General features: G+C 64.9%; 13 protein-coding genes. 2 read left to right on the top strand and 11 right to left on the bottom strand.

Going from position 1 to position 17,332, the window contains the following annotated elements:
- Positions 1 to 167 precede the first annotated feature (167 nt).
- The 3 genes from GFD18_RS09130 to GFD18_RS09120 form a co-directional block, all read right to left on the bottom strand.
- Positions 168 to 1,607 (bottom strand): glycoside-pentoside-hexuronide (GPH):cation symporter, encoded by a 1,440-nt coding sequence (locus tag GFD18_RS09130; protein WP_163199855.1) that lies wholly within the window; start codon positions 1,605 to 1,607, stop codon positions 168 to 170.
- Between the two features lie 166 nt (positions 1,608 to 1,773).
- On the bottom strand, positions 1,774 to 2,448 hold the full coding sequence (locus tag GFD18_RS09125) for a DUF4867 family protein (protein WP_163199854.1): 675 nt from the start codon (positions 2,446 to 2,448) through the stop codon (positions 1,774 to 1,776).
- A 143-nt stretch (positions 2,449 to 2,591) separates the two neighbouring features.
- Positions 2,592 to 3,653, bottom strand: a complete 1,062-nt coding sequence (locus GFD18_RS09120; RefSeq protein WP_163199853.1) for a zinc-dependent alcohol dehydrogenase family protein — start codon at positions 3,651 to 3,653, stop codon at positions 2,592 to 2,594.
- Between the two features lie 325 nt (positions 3,654 to 3,978).
- On the opposite strand from GFD18_RS09120, the gene GFD18_RS09115 reads away from it, so the two are divergent.
- The gene (locus GFD18_RS09115) at positions 3,979 to 5,136 is read left to right on the top strand and encodes a tRNA (guanine(37)-N(1))-methyltransferase (protein ID WP_163199852.1); all 1,158 of its coding nucleotides are present in this window, start codon (positions 3,979 to 3,981) and stop codon (positions 5,134 to 5,136) included.
- A 3-nt stretch (positions 5,137 to 5,139) separates the two neighbouring features.
- On the opposite strand, the gene rsmD is transcribed toward GFD18_RS09115, so the two are convergent.
- The 4 genes from rsmD to GFD18_RS11355 all read right to left on the bottom strand — a co-directional run bounded on the left by rsmD (position 5,140) and on the right by GFD18_RS11355 (position 9,811).
- Complete coding sequence (rsmD, locus tag GFD18_RS09110) at positions 5,140 to 5,730, bottom strand: 16S rRNA (guanine(966)-N(2))-methyltransferase RsmD (RefSeq protein ID WP_163199851.1); 591 nt, start codon at positions 5,728 to 5,730, stop codon at positions 5,140 to 5,142.
- A gap of 51 nt (positions 5,731 to 5,781) precedes the next feature.
- Positions 5,782 to 8,283, bottom strand: coding sequence for an ATP-dependent DNA helicase RecG (locus GFD18_RS09105; RefSeq protein WP_163199850.1), 2,502 nt, complete (start codon positions 8,281 to 8,283; stop codon positions 5,782 to 5,784).
- A gap of 137 nt (positions 8,284 to 8,420) precedes the next feature.
- The gene (gene rpmB / locus GFD18_RS09100; RefSeq protein ID WP_100510517.1) at positions 8,421 to 8,612 is read right to left on the bottom strand and encodes a 50S ribosomal protein L28; all 192 of its coding nucleotides are present in this window, start codon (positions 8,610 to 8,612) and stop codon (positions 8,421 to 8,423) included.
- A 149-nt stretch (positions 8,613 to 8,761) separates the two neighbouring features.
- The gene (locus GFD18_RS11355; RefSeq protein WP_163199849.1) at positions 8,762 to 9,811 is read right to left on the bottom strand and encodes a CPBP family intramembrane glutamic endopeptidase; all 1,050 of its coding nucleotides are present in this window, start codon (positions 9,809 to 9,811) and stop codon (positions 8,762 to 8,764) included.
- A gap of 814 nt (positions 9,812 to 10,625) precedes the next feature.
- Between GFD18_RS11355 and GFD18_RS09090 the strand changes: the two genes are divergently transcribed.
- Positions 10,626 to 12,047, top strand: a complete 1,422-nt coding sequence (locus GFD18_RS09090; RefSeq protein ID WP_225433031.1) for an MFS transporter — start codon at positions 10,626 to 10,628, stop codon at positions 12,045 to 12,047.
- Between the two features lie 8 nt (positions 12,048 to 12,055).
- Here GFD18_RS09090 and GFD18_RS09085 read toward each other — a convergent pair whose 3' ends face one another.
- The 4 genes from GFD18_RS09085 to GFD18_RS11130 all read right to left on the bottom strand — a co-directional run bounded on the left by GFD18_RS09085 (position 12,056) and on the right by GFD18_RS11130 (position 17,298).
- Positions 12,056 to 13,264: a helix-turn-helix domain-containing protein gene (locus tag GFD18_RS09085; RefSeq protein WP_163199848.1), complete on the bottom strand. Its 1,209-nt coding sequence runs from the start codon at positions 13,262 to 13,264 to the stop codon at positions 12,056 to 12,058.
- A 254-nt stretch (positions 13,265 to 13,518) separates the two neighbouring features.
- Positions 13,519 to 14,457 carry a class I SAM-dependent methyltransferase gene (locus GFD18_RS09080; RefSeq protein WP_163199847.1) on the bottom strand — a complete coding sequence of 313 codons (939 nt, stop codon included), beginning with the start codon at positions 14,455 to 14,457 and terminating at the stop codon, positions 13,519 to 13,521.
- Positions 14,458 to 14,571: 114 nt separating this feature from the next.
- A complete protein-coding gene (locus tag GFD18_RS09075; RefSeq protein ID WP_163199846.1) occupies positions 14,572 to 16,131 on the bottom strand; it encodes a chloride channel protein in 1,560 nt (519 codons plus the stop codon).
- A gap of 243 nt (positions 16,132 to 16,374) precedes the next feature.
- Positions 16,375 to 17,298, bottom strand: coding sequence for a DUF2510 domain-containing protein (locus tag GFD18_RS11130; protein WP_225433029.1), 924 nt, complete (start codon positions 17,296 to 17,298; stop codon positions 16,375 to 16,377).
- Positions 17,299 to 17,332 lie beyond the last annotated feature (34 nt).

Below are 17,332 nucleotides of genomic sequence, written 5' to 3'. Positions count from 1 at the left end.
GCCATCCATCGACAACGCCAGCCGCGATTCCTCCCGATCAGCGAAGGAGACGGCGAGGAATCAACAAAAGGGCGGCCTCTCTCGATTCCGAGGGAAGCCGCCCGCACAATGCACCCGGAGGCAGGGCCACCGGGGCGCCGACCCAAGCCAGCGCCCGGCCACACCCGCTACGCCGCTTCGGTGAGCTTGCGCACGATCTCCTCGTGATACTTCACGGTGATCCTGAACTTCAGCTGGTAGATCAGCATGCTGAGCAGCACCAACGCCACCGGCACCCCGCACATCACCGCCTTGAACAGCAGCCGCCCGCCGGCGGTGATGTCGGCGAACGTGGCCGAACCGGTCATGCCGCAGGCGATGGCGACGAGACCTACGATGCCGTTGGACAGCGCGCCGGAGAACTTGTCGAGCATGGGCCGCAGCGCAAGCGTGAGGCTTTCGTGCCGCTTGCCGGTCTTCCACTGCCCGTATTCGATGGTGTCGGTGAGGGCGAGCGTGAGCGACGCCCAGATGATGGGCTGCGGGAACAGGAACAGTATCGATGCCACGATGACGACGCCCATGCTCGCCGGCGCCACGAAGAACACGACGAACGAGAGCAGCATCACGCCCATGGCGGCGAACAGGATCGGCTTGCGTTCGAAGCGTTTGAGCAGCGACGGATAGAACGCGATGGACACGATGGCGGAGAGCGTGGCCGGGCCGAAGATCATCGAATAGCTGGCGGCGTCGCCGTAGATGTACTGGAAGTAGTAGGTCATGAGCGCGGCGGTGAGCGCGAGCGCGAAGTAGTAGCACAGGCTGGAGAGCGAAAGCCAGGCGAGCTGGTCGTTGGAGAACACGATGCGGAACACGTCCTTGAACTTCGTCTTCTCGCCGGTCACGCGCAGCGGGGAGTCGACCTCCTTGATGCCGAACGTGGTGAGCAGCACCGACGAGATGACGAACAGGAACACGAGCACGGAGAAGAACAGCCAGCCGTTGTGCTCGCTGCCGAACATGCCCTCGCCGAGCAGCACGGAGGGGATGACCATGGCGGTGACGATCATCTGGCCGAGGCCGGCGCCGAGTCGGCCGACCGATGTGGCCATGCTGCGCCCTTCGGCGGTGTCGGAGAGGGCGGGGATCATCGACCACATGGAGATGTCGTACAGCGAGTACGAGCAGTCCATGACGAGGAAGAACACGGTGAACAGCACCACGTACAGCATGGGGTTGTCGATGTTCGCGCCGCCGAACGAAGTGAACAGCATGACGAAGCTGCCGGAGCCGACGACGCCGCCGAAGATGATCCACGGCTTGAACTTGCCGATGGGCGTCTTGGTGTTGTCGATGAGGGTGCCGAGGAACGGGTCGAGCACGAGTTCGACGATGCGCACCACGATGATGATGCCGGAGATGAGGGCGACCATGCGGTCGTCGTAGGCCTTGTCTCCGCTGTCGAACAGCGGGCCGGTGATGAATTTGATGAGATAGAGGGAGAAGCCGAAGTAGAAGACGTCGTGGCCGATGAGACCAAGCAGATAGAACACGAAGTTGCGGGTGTTCCGCGGTTTTGCGGACGTCGATGACACGGATTGCGATGCCGTGGGTGTTGCTGAAGTCATGATTCCTCGTTGAGTCGGACGATATTGTCGGGCCGCGCGATTTCGCCGTTGAATGCGGGCCGGGGGCCATGGGCTGCGCCGCCCATGGCCGTAAGTGTACGCCGGCGAAGGCACGGGGTCTCGCCGGAAGTCCGTTATCGGAAGGTCGCCCGTCGGACGGACGCCGTCACCACTGGGCGTCGGGGTAGACGAGGTCCTCGTTGAGATCGAGGTTCCTGCCGACGAGACCGACGTAGGCGCCTTCGGCGGCCTCAGGCGAGTCGGGGTGCGCGAGCAGCCACTTGTTGCGCGCCCACAGGATGCGGTCCTCCTCGTTGCCGGGCTGGATGTCGGGCTTTTCGGTGTTGGTACCGTTGACGAGCACGATGGCCGTGCGGAACGAGCCCTTGGTGGTGGCGGGCGCGTAGTGCATGGTCGTCTCGTAGTAAAGGACGGCGGTGCCGGCGGGCACGAGGAACGCTTCGATGGTGTCGGTGTCGAGACTGTAGTCGCCGTCGTTCATGACGATGTCCTGCTTCCTGCCGAGCATGAGCACGATGTCGTCGGCGGCGACGAGCACTTCGATGCCGCGATGGCATTCGAGGGCGTTGAGCGTGGTGTTGGTGCCGTTGCAGTATCCGGCCTGGATGGTCAGGCCGCCGAAGATGCGGTCGCGCAGGTCGGCGAAGACCGGCAGTTCCTCGAGCTTGTCGAGGCTCGGTACATAGACGACGCCGTCTTCGGGCGCATCGGTGTGGTCGTTCAGCACGTCGACGACCGCGGAGAAGTCGTAGTCGGAGGGCAGCACGCGGCCGTACGGCGCGAACGCCTCGGGCTCGGTCAATACGTTATGGAGAATCATGGTGGTCTTTCTCGATGGCGGATTCGGACTCTCCCTCAACACCGAGGGGAGCCATGATGAAGAGCGGACGGGTCATACAGGAAAAGGAGGCGAAGATCGCTCTCCGCCTCCTCATGGAAGGGACGGCTGGCAACAGCCGACAGTTACTTGAGCTCCTCGTCGAAGCAGACCGCGACCTTGCCGCACTTGCCGCTGGCCATGAGCTCGTAGGCCTTGGACGCGTCGTCGATGGAGAATCGGTCGGTGACGAGGTCCTCGGGGTGGATGCCCCAGGCGACGAGGTTCTCCACGAGGGTCTCCATGCGGGCCACGCTGGTCACCCAGCTGCCGTAGATGGTCTTCTGGCCGTGGAGCATGTCGGGGCTCGGGTTGAAGTGCACGGTGCCGCCTTCGCCGACGAAGGCGATGCGTCCCCATGCGCGGGTGGCACGCACGGCGGTGGCGCGGGCGGCGTCGGCGCCCGAGGTGTCGATGGCACGTTCGACGCCGTGGCCGCCGGTGAGGTCGAGCACTTCCTGCACGTTGTTCTCGCTGGGTTCGAGCACCACGTCGGCGAGGCCGAGCTTCTTGGCGAGCTCGATGCGGTACGGGTTGGATTCCACGCCGATGAGCTGCTTGGCGCCGAGGCTCTTGCACAGCATGAGGGTGGCGAGGCCGACCGGGCCGAGGCCGGTGACGAGCAGGGCGTGGTTGCCGGAGACGCCGATCTTCTCGATGGCCTCGTACGCGGTGCCGAAGCCGCAGGCCACCTGGGCGCCGTCGGTGTAGGTGAGTTCGTCGGGCAGGGCCACGAGGTCGCGCTCGTCGCAGACCACGTATTCCTCCATGCCGCCGTCGCGCTGCCAGCCGTAGGCGGCGCGCTGCTCGGAGGAGCAGGAGATCTGGTAGCCCATGCGGCAGTCGTGGCACAGTCCGCAGCCGTGGATGTGGTAGACGATGACGCGGGAGCCGGTCTTGAACTTCTGCACACCGGGGCCTTCCTCGACGACCTGGCCGCAGGGCTCGTGGCCGGCGACCTTGTTCTGGTAGCCTTCGGGGCCCTTGCCGGTGTGCTCGCGGTAGATGGCGCGGATGTCGCTGCCGCAGATGGTGGAGGCCTTCATCTTGACGAGCACCTGGCCATAGCCGGGCTTCGGAATCGGGATCTCCCGCAGGTCGACCGTGCTGTTGCCGGGGAGGTAGGCTCCCTTCATCATTCCTTCCATTGCAACTCCTTTGTCGGATGGTTTGTGATGGTTCATCGTTGCGCTTTCATCGGTCAGCAACATCGGTTTCGCCCGCCGAACCCCTGTGTTTTCAACGGTTTCAACTTTTGTTATTAACTTTTAAAAGCTGTTTACGGAAGTAACTATATATCGGTTCCGGCCGTTTGCAAACCCAAAAACCCGACGATTTGTGCACTGCTTCCGACGATTTGTGATTCGCCCCATGCCCTTCCTCGTACACGAATCGCACGATAGGAGGCGTTTTAGCGCTCACATCGCCGGTATCCATCGATTCGTGAACATTGGATGCGATACGCTGGAACCTATGCATATCGACATCGTTTCCGTATTCCCCGAGTATTTCGACGTACTGAAGCTCAGTCTTCTGGGCAAGGCGCAGCAGCGCGGCCTGCTCACCGTCACCGCGCGGAATCTGCGCGACTGGACGCACGACGTGCATCATTCCGTGGACGACACCCCGGTCGGCGGCGGCGCGGGCATGGTGATGAAGCCGGAGATCTGGGCCGAATGCCTCGATGACCTGATGGGTCTCAGGCCCGTTGATTTCAGCGCCGAAGGCGAGCCGATCCTATCCCGCGACTTCCATCTGGTGCCCAGGCCCGGCAATGCTCCGACCGAGGCCTCCACCCCCGCCGGCAGGCCCGTCCCCGACGCCACGACCGCCGAGGAGCGTGCCGACGCCGCAGCCTCCGAGAAGCGCGACGCCGCCCAGCATCTGCTCGGCGAGGCGAAAAATCCCGACGAACTTGTCGCCGCACTGGATTCACTGTTCGACGAGGCCCCCGGCTACAACGTGCCCATCGACCACCCGGCCGCCACCGGCTCCTCCGTCGACACGACCGGCGCCGCCGATGCCGGAAACCCCGACGATCCGGATATGCAGGCCAAGCCGATCCTCATCTTCCCGAACCCGTCGGCGCCGCTGTTCACGCAGGCCGACGCCACGGACCTCTCCCACGCCAAGCGGCTGATCTTCGGCTGCGGCCGATATGAGGGCATCGACGCGCGAGTGCCGGAGTATTACGCCAGGCAGGGCGTCGAAGTGCGCGAATACTCCATCGGCGACTACGTGCTCAATGGCGGCGAAGTGGCGGTCTCGGCCATGATCGAGGCCATCGTCCGTCTGATTCCGGGCTTCATGGGCAATCCCGAATCCATCGTGGAGGAATCCTACACGGGCGACCCGCTGCTGGAGCACCGCCAGTTCACGCGCCCGACCGCGTGGCGAGGCCTCGCCGTCTCCGACGTGCTGACGAGCGGCGACCACGGCAAGGTCGACCGTTTCCGCCGCGACGAGGCGCTGGAACGCACGTCGCGCATCCGTCCGGACCTCATCGAGCAGCTGGATTGCAAGGCCCTGAGCAAGGCCGACCGCAAGACGCTGATGCTGCTCGGCTGGGAGGTCTCCGGCCACCATCCGCGCCGTCTGCCGCCGGAGCACCTGCCGGTACGGTATTTCTAGCGTCTACTCCAGGCAGCGTTCGAAGTAGAACACGGCGGTCTCGCCGTATTTGCGCGACTGCGTGATCTCCCATCCTTCGGGGGCGGTCGGTTCGTCGGAGCGCGCCGACCGCTCCAGCATGATCACGCCGCGCGGATCGACGATATCGTCACTCACCAACGTTTGCATCAGCATATTGCAATCATCGGTCTCGAAGGCATACGGCGGGTCGATGAAAATCAAGTCGAATGATTCGCCCCGCACGCCTTCGCCCTGCATGCCGACGTATTTTTCGGCCTTCGTCCTGACGACGCGGGCGCCCATATCAGGCTCCCACGCCTTCGACTTCTTCAGACGGGCGAACGATTTGCCCAGCATCGAGGCGGCCGGCCCGGCGGCCTCCACCGCCACCAGCGACTTCGCCCCGCGGGACAGCGCCTCGATGCCGAGCGCGCCCGTGCCGGCGAACAGGTCGAGCACGCGCGCGTCAGGCAGAATGTCGATGGCCGTCAGATGGGAGAAGATGGCCTCCTTCGTACGGTCGGTCGTCGGCCGCGTGCCGCTTTTCGGCGTCGTGATCTCAAAACCCTTGAATCGTCCCGCAATAATACGCATAGCTTCCATTATGCACGGCCGGTTCCGACCCACGTGACACAACCCAACCGATCACGTGCTGGTGATGAACTGCTCGTTGCCTCGTGTGAAGTCGAGTACGGCGCCGGCCAGTTCGACCTCGCCACGCAGCTCGGGATCGGCGTCGAGCAAGGCCTGCGCCTGGCCTCGCGCCTCGGCGATCATGTCGGCGTCCTTGACCACGCGCAACAGCTTCAGCGACGACTGGCCGCCGGACTGCGCGTCGCCCAATACGTCGCCGGCGCCGCGCAGTTCGATGTCGGCCTGCGCGATGTCCGCACCGTCGGTGGATGTGCGGATGACCTCCAGACGCTGCGCGGCCAGCGAATCCGGTTCGGCGCGAGAGATCAGGAACGCCCAGCTGTTCGTACCACCTCGGCCCACACGTCCGCGCAGCTGATGCAGCTGCGAGAGTCCGAACCGGTCGGCGTCGAAGATCACGATGCAGCTGGCCTGCGGCACATCCACGCCGACCTCGATCACCGTGGTCGCCACCAACACCGGCGTCTTGCCGGAGGAGAAGTCGTCCATCACCTGGCGCTTGGTCTCATCGTCGTCGCGACCGGTCAGCGTGGCCAGTTCGATGCCTCGGAACTGCGGCAACGCGGCCAGCCGGGACACGATCTCCTCCACGGAATGCAACGGCGGCTTAGGGGCCGCGCCGCTTTCCATATCGCCTTCGTCATCGAACGGATCGTCGATAATCGGACCGTATTCCTCGCCGCGCTTCGCCGCCTTCGACGACCGCTTCGACTTCGACGCCGATCCCGACGTCGATTCCGTATCGTCATCGTCATTCTCCGGATGCTCGTCGATGCGCGGGCAGACGACGTACGCCCGCTCCCCCGCATCCACGCGCGCGCGGATATGCGCGAACATGCGCGCCATAGTATGGCCATCCGCCTCGGGAACCACGATCGTGCGAATCGGCTTGCGACCGCCCGGCAACTCCGTCAGCCACGAGATGTCGAGGTCGCCGAACCACGTCATGGCGGCAGTGCGCGGAATCGGCGTGGCCGTCATGACCAGCAGATGCGGCGCATGCTCGGATTTGCGTCGCAGCGTCTCGCGCTGCTCCACGCCGAACCGATGCTGTTCGTCGATCACCGCAAGCGCCAGATTCGGCGCCTGGAACGTCTTGGAGAACGCGGCGTGCGTGGCCACCACGATGCATGGTTCGCCGCTCGCGGCCTTGGCGAGCACGCGACGACGGACCGCCAGTTTCATGCCGCCGGTCAGCAGCAGCACGTCTATGCCCTGCTTGGACGTCATCCGCCCGATGGTTTCGTAATGCTGCTCGGCCAGCACCTGCGTGGGCGCGACGAGCACGGCCTGGTGGCCGGCGTCGATGGCCTGCAACATGGCCGCGAGCGCCACGACGGTCTTGCCGGAACCGACCTCGCCTTGCAGCAGTCGCTGCATCGGCGACGCCTTGGCCATGTCGGCGGCGATGTCATCGATCACCGTCTGCTGGCCGGCCGTCAGCGAGAACGGAAGGGACGCGATGAACCGTTCCTTGAACGAATCGTCGGCGTTCTCGGGCGAGGGGCAGGGGAACGCGTCGAAGGTGGCGGCGTGCCGCCGCGCCTCGAGCAGCGCGGTCTGCGCGATGAACGCCTCCTCGAAGCGCATGGTGCGGATGCCCTCGTGGAACTGCCTGACCGATTCGGGGCGATGGATGGCCAGAAACGCCTCGGCCCTGTGCATCAGACGGTTCTGCCGACGCACGGATTCGGGCAGGATGTCGGGGATCGCGTGGGCGAGTGACGTCGCATCAAGCGGCGTCGACTCGGCCTCGAGGCCAATGGCGCCTGCCGCGCCGGCAGCAGCGGCCGCGGGGCCTGCATCAGCATCACCGGCGGCAGCGGAAACGCCACGGCCTCCGTCCTCGGTCTTATCGCTTCCGGCACTTTCGGCGGTCATCATCCGCAGGAATCCAAGAATCGATTCATGGATGTGGTCGGTCGAGATGCGCGAGCTCGCATGATACACCGGCTGCGGACGCGACACCTTGGCAAGAGCCTCGTCCACGGAATCGATTTCCGGCAGACGTCCGCCGACGTCGCGCACGACGATCACGTCGGGATGCGTGAACTGCAGGTTGTTGTTGAACACCGTCGGCTCGCCGGCGATCACGACGACGTTGCCGGCGCGCAGCCGCATGCCCATCCAGTCCGTATAGCCTTTGTTGCGCGAGAAGAACACCAGCCGCGCCGTGCCGGGCGCCACATTCGGCAGCCCGCCGCCGAAGCCCTCGCCGCCTACGAAATCGGCGTCGTCAAGCGTCGCCTCCACGCGGAATCCACGCCGTGCGTTCATCGGCACGACGCGCATCTGCCGCACGGTGGCCACAAACGCCGCCTTCACGCCGATCGTCACGCTGCGAATCGGCTTGACCGGCACGGGGTCGGTCACGCGGAACGGATAATAGGTCAGCGCCTCGCCGACCGTGGTCATGCCCAGGGATTTCAATGCTCCGATACGTCGTTTGTTCGTCATCAGCGACGATATGGCGGTATCAAGAGCAATGGTCATACGCCCCATTGTGACCGCCCGCGTGGACCGTCGGACTTCCGGAACCAGCAGACCCATGCAATACAAAAAATCCCGCGAGCGAACACTCACGGGATTCTACGTTTACGCGGCTCTACCGCTGCACTTGCGCGAACCAATCAGGCGACGCGCTGGACCTTGCCGGCCTTGATGCAGGAGGTGCACACGCGCAGGCGAACGTTTTCGCCGTCGACGCGGGTGTGAACCGACTGCAGGTTCGGCAGGAAGCGACGCTTGTTACGGATATGCGAGTGAGAAACGGTGTAGCCGACCTGCGGGCCCTTGCCGCAGACTGCACAACGAGCTGCCATGATGACTCCTCTAACTTACTGTTTGTTCAAGTCTTTCCCGTGTCCCCGTCGGGAAGGCCCCGGCCTGAACACACAACTTCACGATATTAGCGTGAAATGCGCAATATTGCAAATAAAGCGGGTATTATATCGAGTTTTTTACGCTACCGTCACGAGAACGCGGCGATAATGGGCGCGCCGAACGTAGCCAGAGTGGTCAACGTCACGAACACGATCATGCCGGGATTGCCAAGCATCACACGCACGCGGTTGCGTGGCGCAAGCTCCAGTTCCGACTGCTTGACGAAGAACTCCTTGCGCTTGCTGATGAGCAGCACCAGACCCGTGATGGCCAGTCCGATCATGGCGAGGAAATACACGCCGATGACCGCGAGCGCCGGCCCCGAACGGGCGAGCGCCTCGACTGCGGCCTGCGAGTCGTTCCAATCCACGTTGTCAAGCGCCGATGTGTCCAGATTCATCATGATGAGCGGTCCGATGACGCCGCCGACGAGATTCGCGGAGGAGTGCAGGGCGATGTCGTATCGCAGCCGGCCGGTCCGCGTGTAGATGTAGGCCCAGATCAGGCCCCATCCGAACGTGTAGAACGTCTGATACGTGTTCGTATGCATGAGGCAGAACAGCAGGGCCGACGTGAATATCGCGATTTTCTCGCCGTATATGCGCAGCCGGTCGATGAGCATCTTGCGGAATACCAGTTCCTCGAAGCAAGGCGCGAAGATGACGACCACGATGGATTGCACGGTGAAATCGACCATGCCCGTCGTGCCGCCGGCGTCGCCGGAAAGGTCGTCGAGCACGTTGGAGTATTTGCCCATCGACAGCAGGTTCGAGACCAGCTGGCCGATGATGCTGCCGCCGTACATGATGGGGAATCCCATGAGGAACAACGTCAGCCATCGCTTGATGCCGGGACGGGCGTCGGGCTCGTCGGGTCTGGGCTGCGGAGGGTATTGCGGTGCGAGGCGGAAGAACAGCAGGCAGAGCGGCACGCCGACGCCGTATTGGGCGAGGGAGGCGAGTATCAGGCTGACGGCCGAGCCGGAGTTGCCGGTGATGCCGGGACTGATCTGCCGGGCGATGATGCCGATGATTCTGGCGGCGACGCCGGTGGCGACGAGGAATACGAACAACGCCCATCCCACGCGGTTGAACGCCTTGCGGGCGTCGCGGAGGTTGACCGCCGGAAAGAATCGCACAGGCCTCGCCGGCGCAACGGCCACCGGGTATGGGCCGGCAGGATATGCGGCGACAACAGGGTATGGGGCCGCTGGATACGAAGCCGGATACGGAACGGCCGGATACGCCGCGACGGGATAGGTCGCGACGGAGTACGGGGATGCCGGATATGCCGCGGCAGAAACCGGGTAGGCGGGAGACGGATGGGCGGAATGCTGATGCGCACCGGTAGGAGAGCCCGCCGCAGGGCCGCCGGCCGGCGCGGTCGCCGGATGGACGGGGTACGCGGGGTGCGGATTCGTCTCGGAGCGCCGCGGATATGCACCTGATTGCGTATATGCCGCCGTCGGTTGGACGTACGGCGTCGGTTGGGCGTACGACGTCGCATGCGATGCCGGCTGCGGAGGCACCGGCTGCGAAACCGCAGGCTGGGACGGGGGAACGGGAACGACCGCGGGGGCCGCATGCCGTCCCACACCGGTCCGACCATCATGGGCTCTGGCGCCAACGGAAAACCCGGTTCCGGCGGAAGACGCGCCACCGATCGCCCCATGACGAGGCCGCTTCTCGGAATACGAGCCCTCCTGTCCCTCGGCAGGCCTTTCATCACCGGTATGCTCGCTCATCGCCGCCCCTTTCCGGGTGAACCGCATCGTCTGCTGCCACTCTAGCAGCCGAGCTCCGTCTGACGCCGCTTTGCCTCGCCACGCCCCGGCCCCCAATACGCAGAAAACCATAAGAGCGCCCGGCAATTCATTCTGTGTTCATATTCAGGGGTGCCATCGCACGGAATCCGCCGTTACCATGAAAGCTGAATTCGATGCGAGGAGTATTATGACCGACCACTTCGGAGCCGATGCCACGAACGACGCCTCTGCCGACGTCACCATCGCCGGCACCGCAGACACCGACACCGCCACTGCCGCCTCCGCCGACACCGCGAACCATGCCGGCGCCATCAAGGGGCAGGACGCTCCGGAAGCCTTGGCACGCGGCGAGTTCCCGACTCCCCCGCGCGGCCGTCTTTCGTCCCGCGAGAAGAAGTGGATCGTCTACGACGTCGGCAACTCCGCGTTCGTGCTGCTCTCCACCGCGGTCATACCCATCTACGCGAAGTCGCTGATGCCGGCCGATGGCAACATCGTCTCCGCATGGGGCTATGCGCAGACCATCGCCTCGCTGGTCATCGCCCTGCTCATGCCGTTGCTCGGCTCCATCGCCGACGTGCAGGGCATGAAGGTGAAGTTCTTCCTCGGCTTCTTCGGCACCGGCGCGGTCATGTGCGCGGCGCTCGCCCTGCCGCTCGCCTGGCTGCCGTTCCTCATCGTCTATGTGCTTGCCACCATCGGCCTCAACGGTTCGCTCACCTTCTACGATTCCATGCTCATCGACACCACGTCGAACGAGCGCATGGACAAGGTCTCCTCGCACGGCTACGGCTGGGGCTACGTCGGCTCCACGATTCCGTTCATCGCCTGCATCGCCCTGATCTTCGGCGGCCCGTCGCTGGCCGGCTGGTCCACGGTGGCGTGCACGCGCGCGAGCTTCGTCATCACGGCCGTCTGGTGGGCGGCGTTCACGATTCCGCTGCTCACGAGCTACCGTCAAGTGCATTACCGCGCCACCCGCGAGCACACGCGCGAGGCGGTGCGCGGCACGTTCACCGAGCTCGCCGGCACCCTGCGCAAGCTGGTGCGCAACAAGCCGCTGTGGATGTTCATGGTCGCGTTCTTCTTCTACATCGACGCCGTGAACACAGTGATCTCGATGAGCACGTCGTACGGCACGCAGCTCGGCATCGACTCCACGCAGCTGGTGGTGGCGCTGCTGGTCACGCAGTTCGTGGCGTTCCCCTGCGCGATTCTTTACGGCCGTCTCGCCGGCCGCTTCGGCTGCAAGCCGATGATCATGGCCGCCGTCGTGGCGTACATGGGCATCGTGTTCTTCGCCACGTTCTTCCTCAAGACCGCCACGGAGTTCTGGATCCTCGCGATCCTCGTCGGCATGTTCCAGGGCGGCATCCAGGCGCTCTCCCGCTCCTACTACGGCAAGATCATCCCCAAGGACCACGCCAACGAGTACTACGGCCTCTACGACATCTTCGGCAAGACCGCATCCATCCTCGGCACGTTCCTCGTCGCCACGACGACCACGCTCACCGGAAACGCCAGCCTCGGCGTCCTGTCGATCGCCATCCTGCTGGTCGTCGCCCTCGTCTTCCTCACCCTCCAGAAGGACCCGACGAGGGCGGCGTAGGCCTTCGTCTAGCGGTCGAAACGGTCCTTGAACAGTTCGATGACGATGCCGGCGACCGCGCACAGCAGTCCGCCGACCGGCCACGGAATCCAGAAGTCGTCAACGCCGAAGAACAGCAGACCCAGGCCGACGATCGTGGCGACGAGCATGATGATGCCGGACACGGCTCCGGAAAGCCTTGCCGAGAACGGCAGGGTGCCGGCGCGTTTGCGACGTTCGGTCTCGACGTCCCGGTTATAGCCGACGATGTTCAGCATGGACCGACGAATTCCGCAGTAGACGAAGCCGAACACGGCTGCGGCGTCGAGCAGTAGCATGACCATGTTCGGCCATCCGGCGTCGACGCCCATCACGTCGCCCGCATACACGGCGACCGCGATGCCGACGAGAATCGCCGCGACGCCGGCCACCACGCCGAAGACCAGCAGACGCGACTCCCGGCCGTAGTCGTCCTCGGTGTAGAAGTCCTCGACGTACGGATGACGCCGTTTGAAGGCGGCGTGCGATGCGACGGCCGGAATCAGCAGCGCCAGCCCGACGACCACGCCCATGCAGATGCATGCGAACGTGAGGAAGTCGTTGAGCGGGGATGCACCGAGCATGGAATGCTCGGAGTCGAACAGGTTCGCGACGCCGACGCCCGCGATGATCGCGGCGACGCCGGAGGCGATCAGCAATGCGAAACGACGGCGATGGTCGTCGTAGCCGGTCAGATCCTTCGGCAGTGCGGCGGCAGTGGGATGCGCACCGGACTCGCCGGGCGCACCGGGCGACGACGGCGCCGTCGAAACCGGCCGCGCCGCGGTTCGCGCACCTCGCGCCGCCACGGCCTCTTCGGCGGCTCCCGTCTCACCGTCCGTCGCCGGTCGGCCGGCCCCGTCCCGGCCTTCCGCCGAGCTCCCGGCCGCGCCATCGGCAATGCCATCGTCGGCACCACCGGCGGAACCAGCGGCACCATCACCAGCACCACCGCCGACGCCGCCATCGAAACCGCCACCGGCCGCAACACCCGGACGACTCACATCCCCGAGCACGAGGTCGTCGAGCGTACAGCCGAACAGGTCGCAGATGGCGAGCAGCTTGTCCATTTCGGGATACGCCTTCTCGGATTCCCATTTCGAGATCGCCTGCCGCGAGACGCCGAGCAGCATGGCCAGCTGCTCCTGCGTCATGTTGCGTCGCGAGCGCAGGTATTGCAGATTGGTGCGGAAAGTCATCGTCGTGCCCCTTCTGTAGCGGTTCCATCATGTCATGTCCGGACGATGACCTCACTATCGCATCACGGTGCCGCAGCCCGCCACCATCTTGCGGTTGCATGGGCGAATCGCAACCGAAAATCCTCCGCAACGCGCGCGCAACCACTGGTTGCATCGTTGCGATTCCAACGTTTTGGCACGTAAACCCCTCCTGCCAATTCATGGTGCGTTTCGGTCGTTTTCGCGGCGAAAGACGACCGAAACGCACCGTAAATTCAGACGTCAAGCGTCTCGCTGGCGATCATGGTGACGTTGTCGTCGGTCAGGATGCCGTCGACGGACCGGTCGTCGAAGATGGCGTCGACCTGCGCGCGGAACGCCGGATATATCGGGTCCGTCGGCAGCGGACTGTGCGAATGTGAGTCCATGTAGGCGCGCCATGCGTCACGCGTGTAATGGATCGGATTGGGGAAGCGACGAATCGTCGGCTGATGGAAGAATTCGTCGGCCGTCTCGCGGAAATGCCGTCCGCTGACGCCGGCGACCTCGTGCATCTCCTCCGGCGTCAGTCCTTGGGAATCATGGGACTCGTTGCCGGGCGAGGCCGCATCGGCCGCCGCGGCCGCGCCTCCGATTCCGGCCGTCACCGCGGCATTCGTCACGGCGTCCCCGACCCCGGCCGCGTCACCGATGGTCATCGCCGAATCGAACGACGTGACGTTGTATATCGAGACCAGCAGAAGCCGCCGACCACGGCTGATGCGCCGGCATTCGGCGAGGAACGTGTCGTGGTCGAACCAATGCAGCGCCTGCGCGCAGACGACGGCGTCGACGCTTGCGTCCGGCAGGGTCGTATGTTCGGCGGAACCGTCCACGACCGTGACGTTCGCGTACGGCCGGGTCGCCTCGATCAGCGCGGTGCGCATGTCGGCGTCCGGCTCGACGGCGCGGATCTCATAACGTCGACGCGCCTTGGCCGGACCGTCGGCACGACCGTCGACCCCATTACCGCCGGCGTCACCGCGCCCGTCCCCAACGCCGCCGCCGTATCGCGCGATCGGCACGGTGAACTTGCCGGTCCCCGCGCCGACCTCGGCCACGACGGAACCTTCCGCGATCATCGAACCGATGTAGTCGACCGCCGCGGCCGGATAGTCGGGCCGCGCGTCGGCGTACGCCCGCGCCTTGCCATGGAACAACGTCTGCTCGCTCATGCCTCCCACAGTAGGACCCATTCCCGGCAAATTACGGTGCGTTACGGTCGTTTTCCCCGCGAAAAACGACCATTTGGCACCATGAATCGCGGATTTCGGGGATTTGGACCGCAATCAGGCGGAAACGACGGCGGCGACCGGCTTGCGGGCGGCGCGACCGAGCAGCCAGCTGGAGACGAACGCGGACGTGGCGACGGCCATGCCGACCGGCACGAAGAACGTGATCGGCGCTTCGGTGAGCTCCATGACGAGGCACATGGCCATGAGCGGGGCCTGCTGCGAGGCGGAGAGCAGCGCGGCGGCGCCGATGAGCGCGCACGCCGTGATCGAGTCGGCGGGGAACGCGAGCGTCCATACGAGGCCGAGCATCGCGCCGAGCGTGGCGCCGAGGGCGATGCCCGGCTGCAGCACGCCGCCGGACGCACCCGAACGGATGGTCAGCAGCGTCACGATGGCCTTCGCAGCGAACGTGACGGCCAGGATGGCGAGCATAAGGCCGAGATAACGCACATCAAGGCTAGGCACGGTGCGCGCGGCACCCGAGCCGACTGAACCTGACGCGCCGCCGAGACCAAGGCCGCGCAGCCAGCCGCCGACCACATCGTCGCCGTTGGCCAGCAGCGTCCACGGCGAGGCGGCCGCCGACGCAGCCGACTGCACGGCCCCCGACGACGATTCCACGCCGGCGGCACCTACGAACGTGCTGAATCCCAATTGCGCGGCGGCACGCCCGTTGCCCATCACCTGCGGCACTGCGATGGCGACCACACCGGTCAGCACGCCGGCCAACGGCATCTGCCACAGCAGCCCAAGCGATCGGCCGCCGGCCGGCTTATGCGATTCCGCCCACGACGAGCCGCGCCGGAACAGCGCACCCGCCACTCCGCACGCCGCCCCGCACAGCAGCGCGAAAAGCATCAGGCTCGGAGTCTCCCCCGGCTGCATGGCCGTGATGTCGTAGAACGCATGATGGCCTTTGATAAGCGAGGCCACGTAGGCCGCCACGGCGGACATGCCAAGTCCGAACGCGATGGTCTCGGTGGAGATACTGGCGAGCAGGATTTCGGCGGCGAAGAACATGCCGGCCAACGGCGCGTCGTAGACGCCGCCGAGTCCGGCACCCGCCGCGACGGCGACGATCATGCGCCGGTCCGCGCGTTCGAGATGGAAGACGTCGCAGAACCGCTGCGCGAGCATGGCGCCGAGTTCGCGCGGCGCGACCTCGCGGCCGATGGACGCGCCCGATCCGACGATGAAGATCTGCAACACCACGTGCACGATGGTCTGCCACCATGGCATCCGTTCGCCGGAGACGGCCTTCTTCACCGACGGCACCTTCGTGGTCCTGGTGCGTAGGAAATACCAGATCACGGCGGCGATGAACAGGCCGGCCGTCACCGACATGGCCCGCCGAACCCACGGCACGGCGAACGGTCCGGGGACCGACGGCCCCTCGATATAGCCGAGCATCACATGCTCCACGCCGTAAAGCAGCAGCGTCAGCAGGCCCGCGCCGACGCCGATGATCGCGCCGAGAATGAGCGTCGCCGCCACAAGCCATCCGATGCGCCGCCAGTCGGTCGTCACACTCCCGGATGCCGTGGTCTTGTTCGGCGTTGCCTTGTCAGACGGTTCTCCTTCCGCCGACCCCTTTTCCGCGTTCGCCTCCGTCATGCCGCTCTCCTATCGTCACGCTCCTTTTCGCCGTGGACATCCTAGTCCGCGCCATTGCCAACGCCACGGCCATGACTACATCACGCGCTAATCACGGCAATCGCAAAACAATACGGGCGCGAACCCCGTTATCGGCGATGTATGGTGCCGAATGGTCGTTTTCCATCGGGAAAACGACCATAACGCACCGCACATCGTCGATTTCGGCGGTTTGCGCCCGTATATCGGAATGCCGGTCTGACGTCACTCGTTCTTGGTCGAGATCAGCAGCAGGATGCCGCCGATCAGGCTGCAGAACAGCAGCGTGCAGATGCCGAACGCCATCGTGTTCGGCTTCGTGCCCTTGTAGATGCCCCAGCTGCGAACGGTCATCGGGATCATCCACGCCAACGGGATGATGAGCCAGAACGTCGCCGCGATGCTGATGATGTTCAGGATGAACGCGACCATACGCAGCGTACGGTCGGAATCGGTCATCGGATAGATCGCGCCGTCCGCAGCGGCACCGCCGTACGGCTGCTGCTGGTAGGTCTGCTGCGGGTAGCCCGACTGATACGGCTGCTGATAGGCGTTCTGCTGAGTCTGCGGATATCCCTGCTGCGGATATCCGGGCTGCTGGTAGCCGCCCTGCTGATAGCCCGCGGCACCGCCATACGTCGGCTGCTGACCGGATGCCTGCTCCGCCTGCTGATAGCCCTGATAACCGGACTGGTAATCGGGCGACTGGTAGCCGCCATTCGCAACCTGGCCGTTCGTACCCGGAACATTCGCGGCCTGGTATTCAGGCGTCTGGTAGCCCTGGTATCCGGACTGGTAATCGGCGGGCTGGCCGGCCGCTCCCATGGCCGCGGCGGCCTCCGGCGCCGAGGAAGATTCCGGCTGCGAGGTCGACACGGCGTCATACGTCGGCAGCGGCACCGCAGGCGTCTCCGACTGGCCGGCCGCGTCGGTCTGCGACAACGGCTCGACGACCGGCTGCTCGGCGACCGACTGCTCGGCAACCTCGGACGAAACGACCGTCGCCGACTCGGATGCCGACTGCGCGGCCGGAGCGGCCGCCTGCTGCGCCGGCATCACGTTCTGCGTCCACTGCGTGCCGTCCCACCAACGAATCTGCGTCGGATCACCCGACGGATCGGGATACCATCCTGCCTGCGGAGAAGTCATCATATGCTCCATTTCTCGCGTTTCTCTAAACTCT

This window comes from Bifidobacterium saimiriisciurei, assembly GCF_010667655.1.
Lineage (GTDB): Bacteria > Actinomycetota > Actinomycetes > Actinomycetales > Bifidobacteriaceae > Galliscardovia > Galliscardovia saimiriisciurei.
Note: the sequence above shows the minus strand (reverse complement) of the source record. Positions and strands in the feature narration are given on the sequence as shown.

What these genes read in the sequence shown, in the direction of transcription:
- GFD18_RS09130 (WP_163199855.1), bottom strand. Translation starts at nt 1,607, where the DNA reads ATGACTTCAGCAACACCCACGGCATCGCAATCCGTGTCATCGACGTCC.
- GFD18_RS09125 (WP_163199854.1), bottom strand. Translation starts at nt 2,448, where the DNA reads ATGATTCTCCATAACGTATTGACCGAGCCCGAGGCGTTCGCGCCGTAC.
- GFD18_RS09120 (WP_163199853.1), bottom strand. Translation starts at nt 3,653, where the DNA reads ATGGAAGGAATGATGAAGGGAGCCTACCTCCCCGGCAACAGCACGGTC.
- GFD18_RS09115 (WP_163199852.1), top strand. Translation starts at nt 3,979, where the DNA reads ATGCATATCGACATCGTTTCCGTATTCCCCGAGTATTTCGACGTACTG.
- rsmD (WP_163199851.1), bottom strand. Translation starts at nt 5,730, where the DNA reads ATGCGTATTATTGCGGGACGATTCAAGGGTTTTGAGATCACGACGCCG.
- GFD18_RS09105 (WP_163199850.1), bottom strand. Translation starts at nt 8,283, where the DNA reads ATGACCATTGCTCTTGATACCGCCATATCGTCGCTGATGACGAACAAA.
- rpmB (WP_100510517.1), bottom strand. Translation starts at nt 8,612, where the DNA reads ATGGCAGCTCGTTGTGCAGTCTGCGGCAAGGGCCCGCAGGTCGGCTAC.
- GFD18_RS09090 (WP_225433031.1), top strand. Translation starts at nt 10,626, where the DNA reads ATGACCGACCACTTCGGAGCCGATGCCACGAACGACGCCTCTGCCGAC.
- GFD18_RS09085 (WP_163199848.1), bottom strand. Translation starts at nt 13,264, where the DNA reads ATGACTTTCCGCACCAATCTGCAATACCTGCGCTCGCGACGCAACATG.
- GFD18_RS09080 (WP_163199847.1), bottom strand. Translation starts at nt 14,457, where the DNA reads ATGAGCGAGCAGACGTTGTTCCATGGCAAGGCGCGGGCGTACGCCGAC.
- GFD18_RS09075 (WP_163199846.1), bottom strand. Translation starts at nt 16,131, where the DNA reads ATGACGGAGGCGAACGCGGAAAAGGGGTCGGCGGAAGGAGAACCGTCT.
- GFD18_RS11130 (WP_225433029.1), bottom strand. Translation starts at nt 17,298, where the DNA reads ATGACTTCTCCGCAGGCAGGATGGTATCCCGATCCGTCGGGTGATCCG.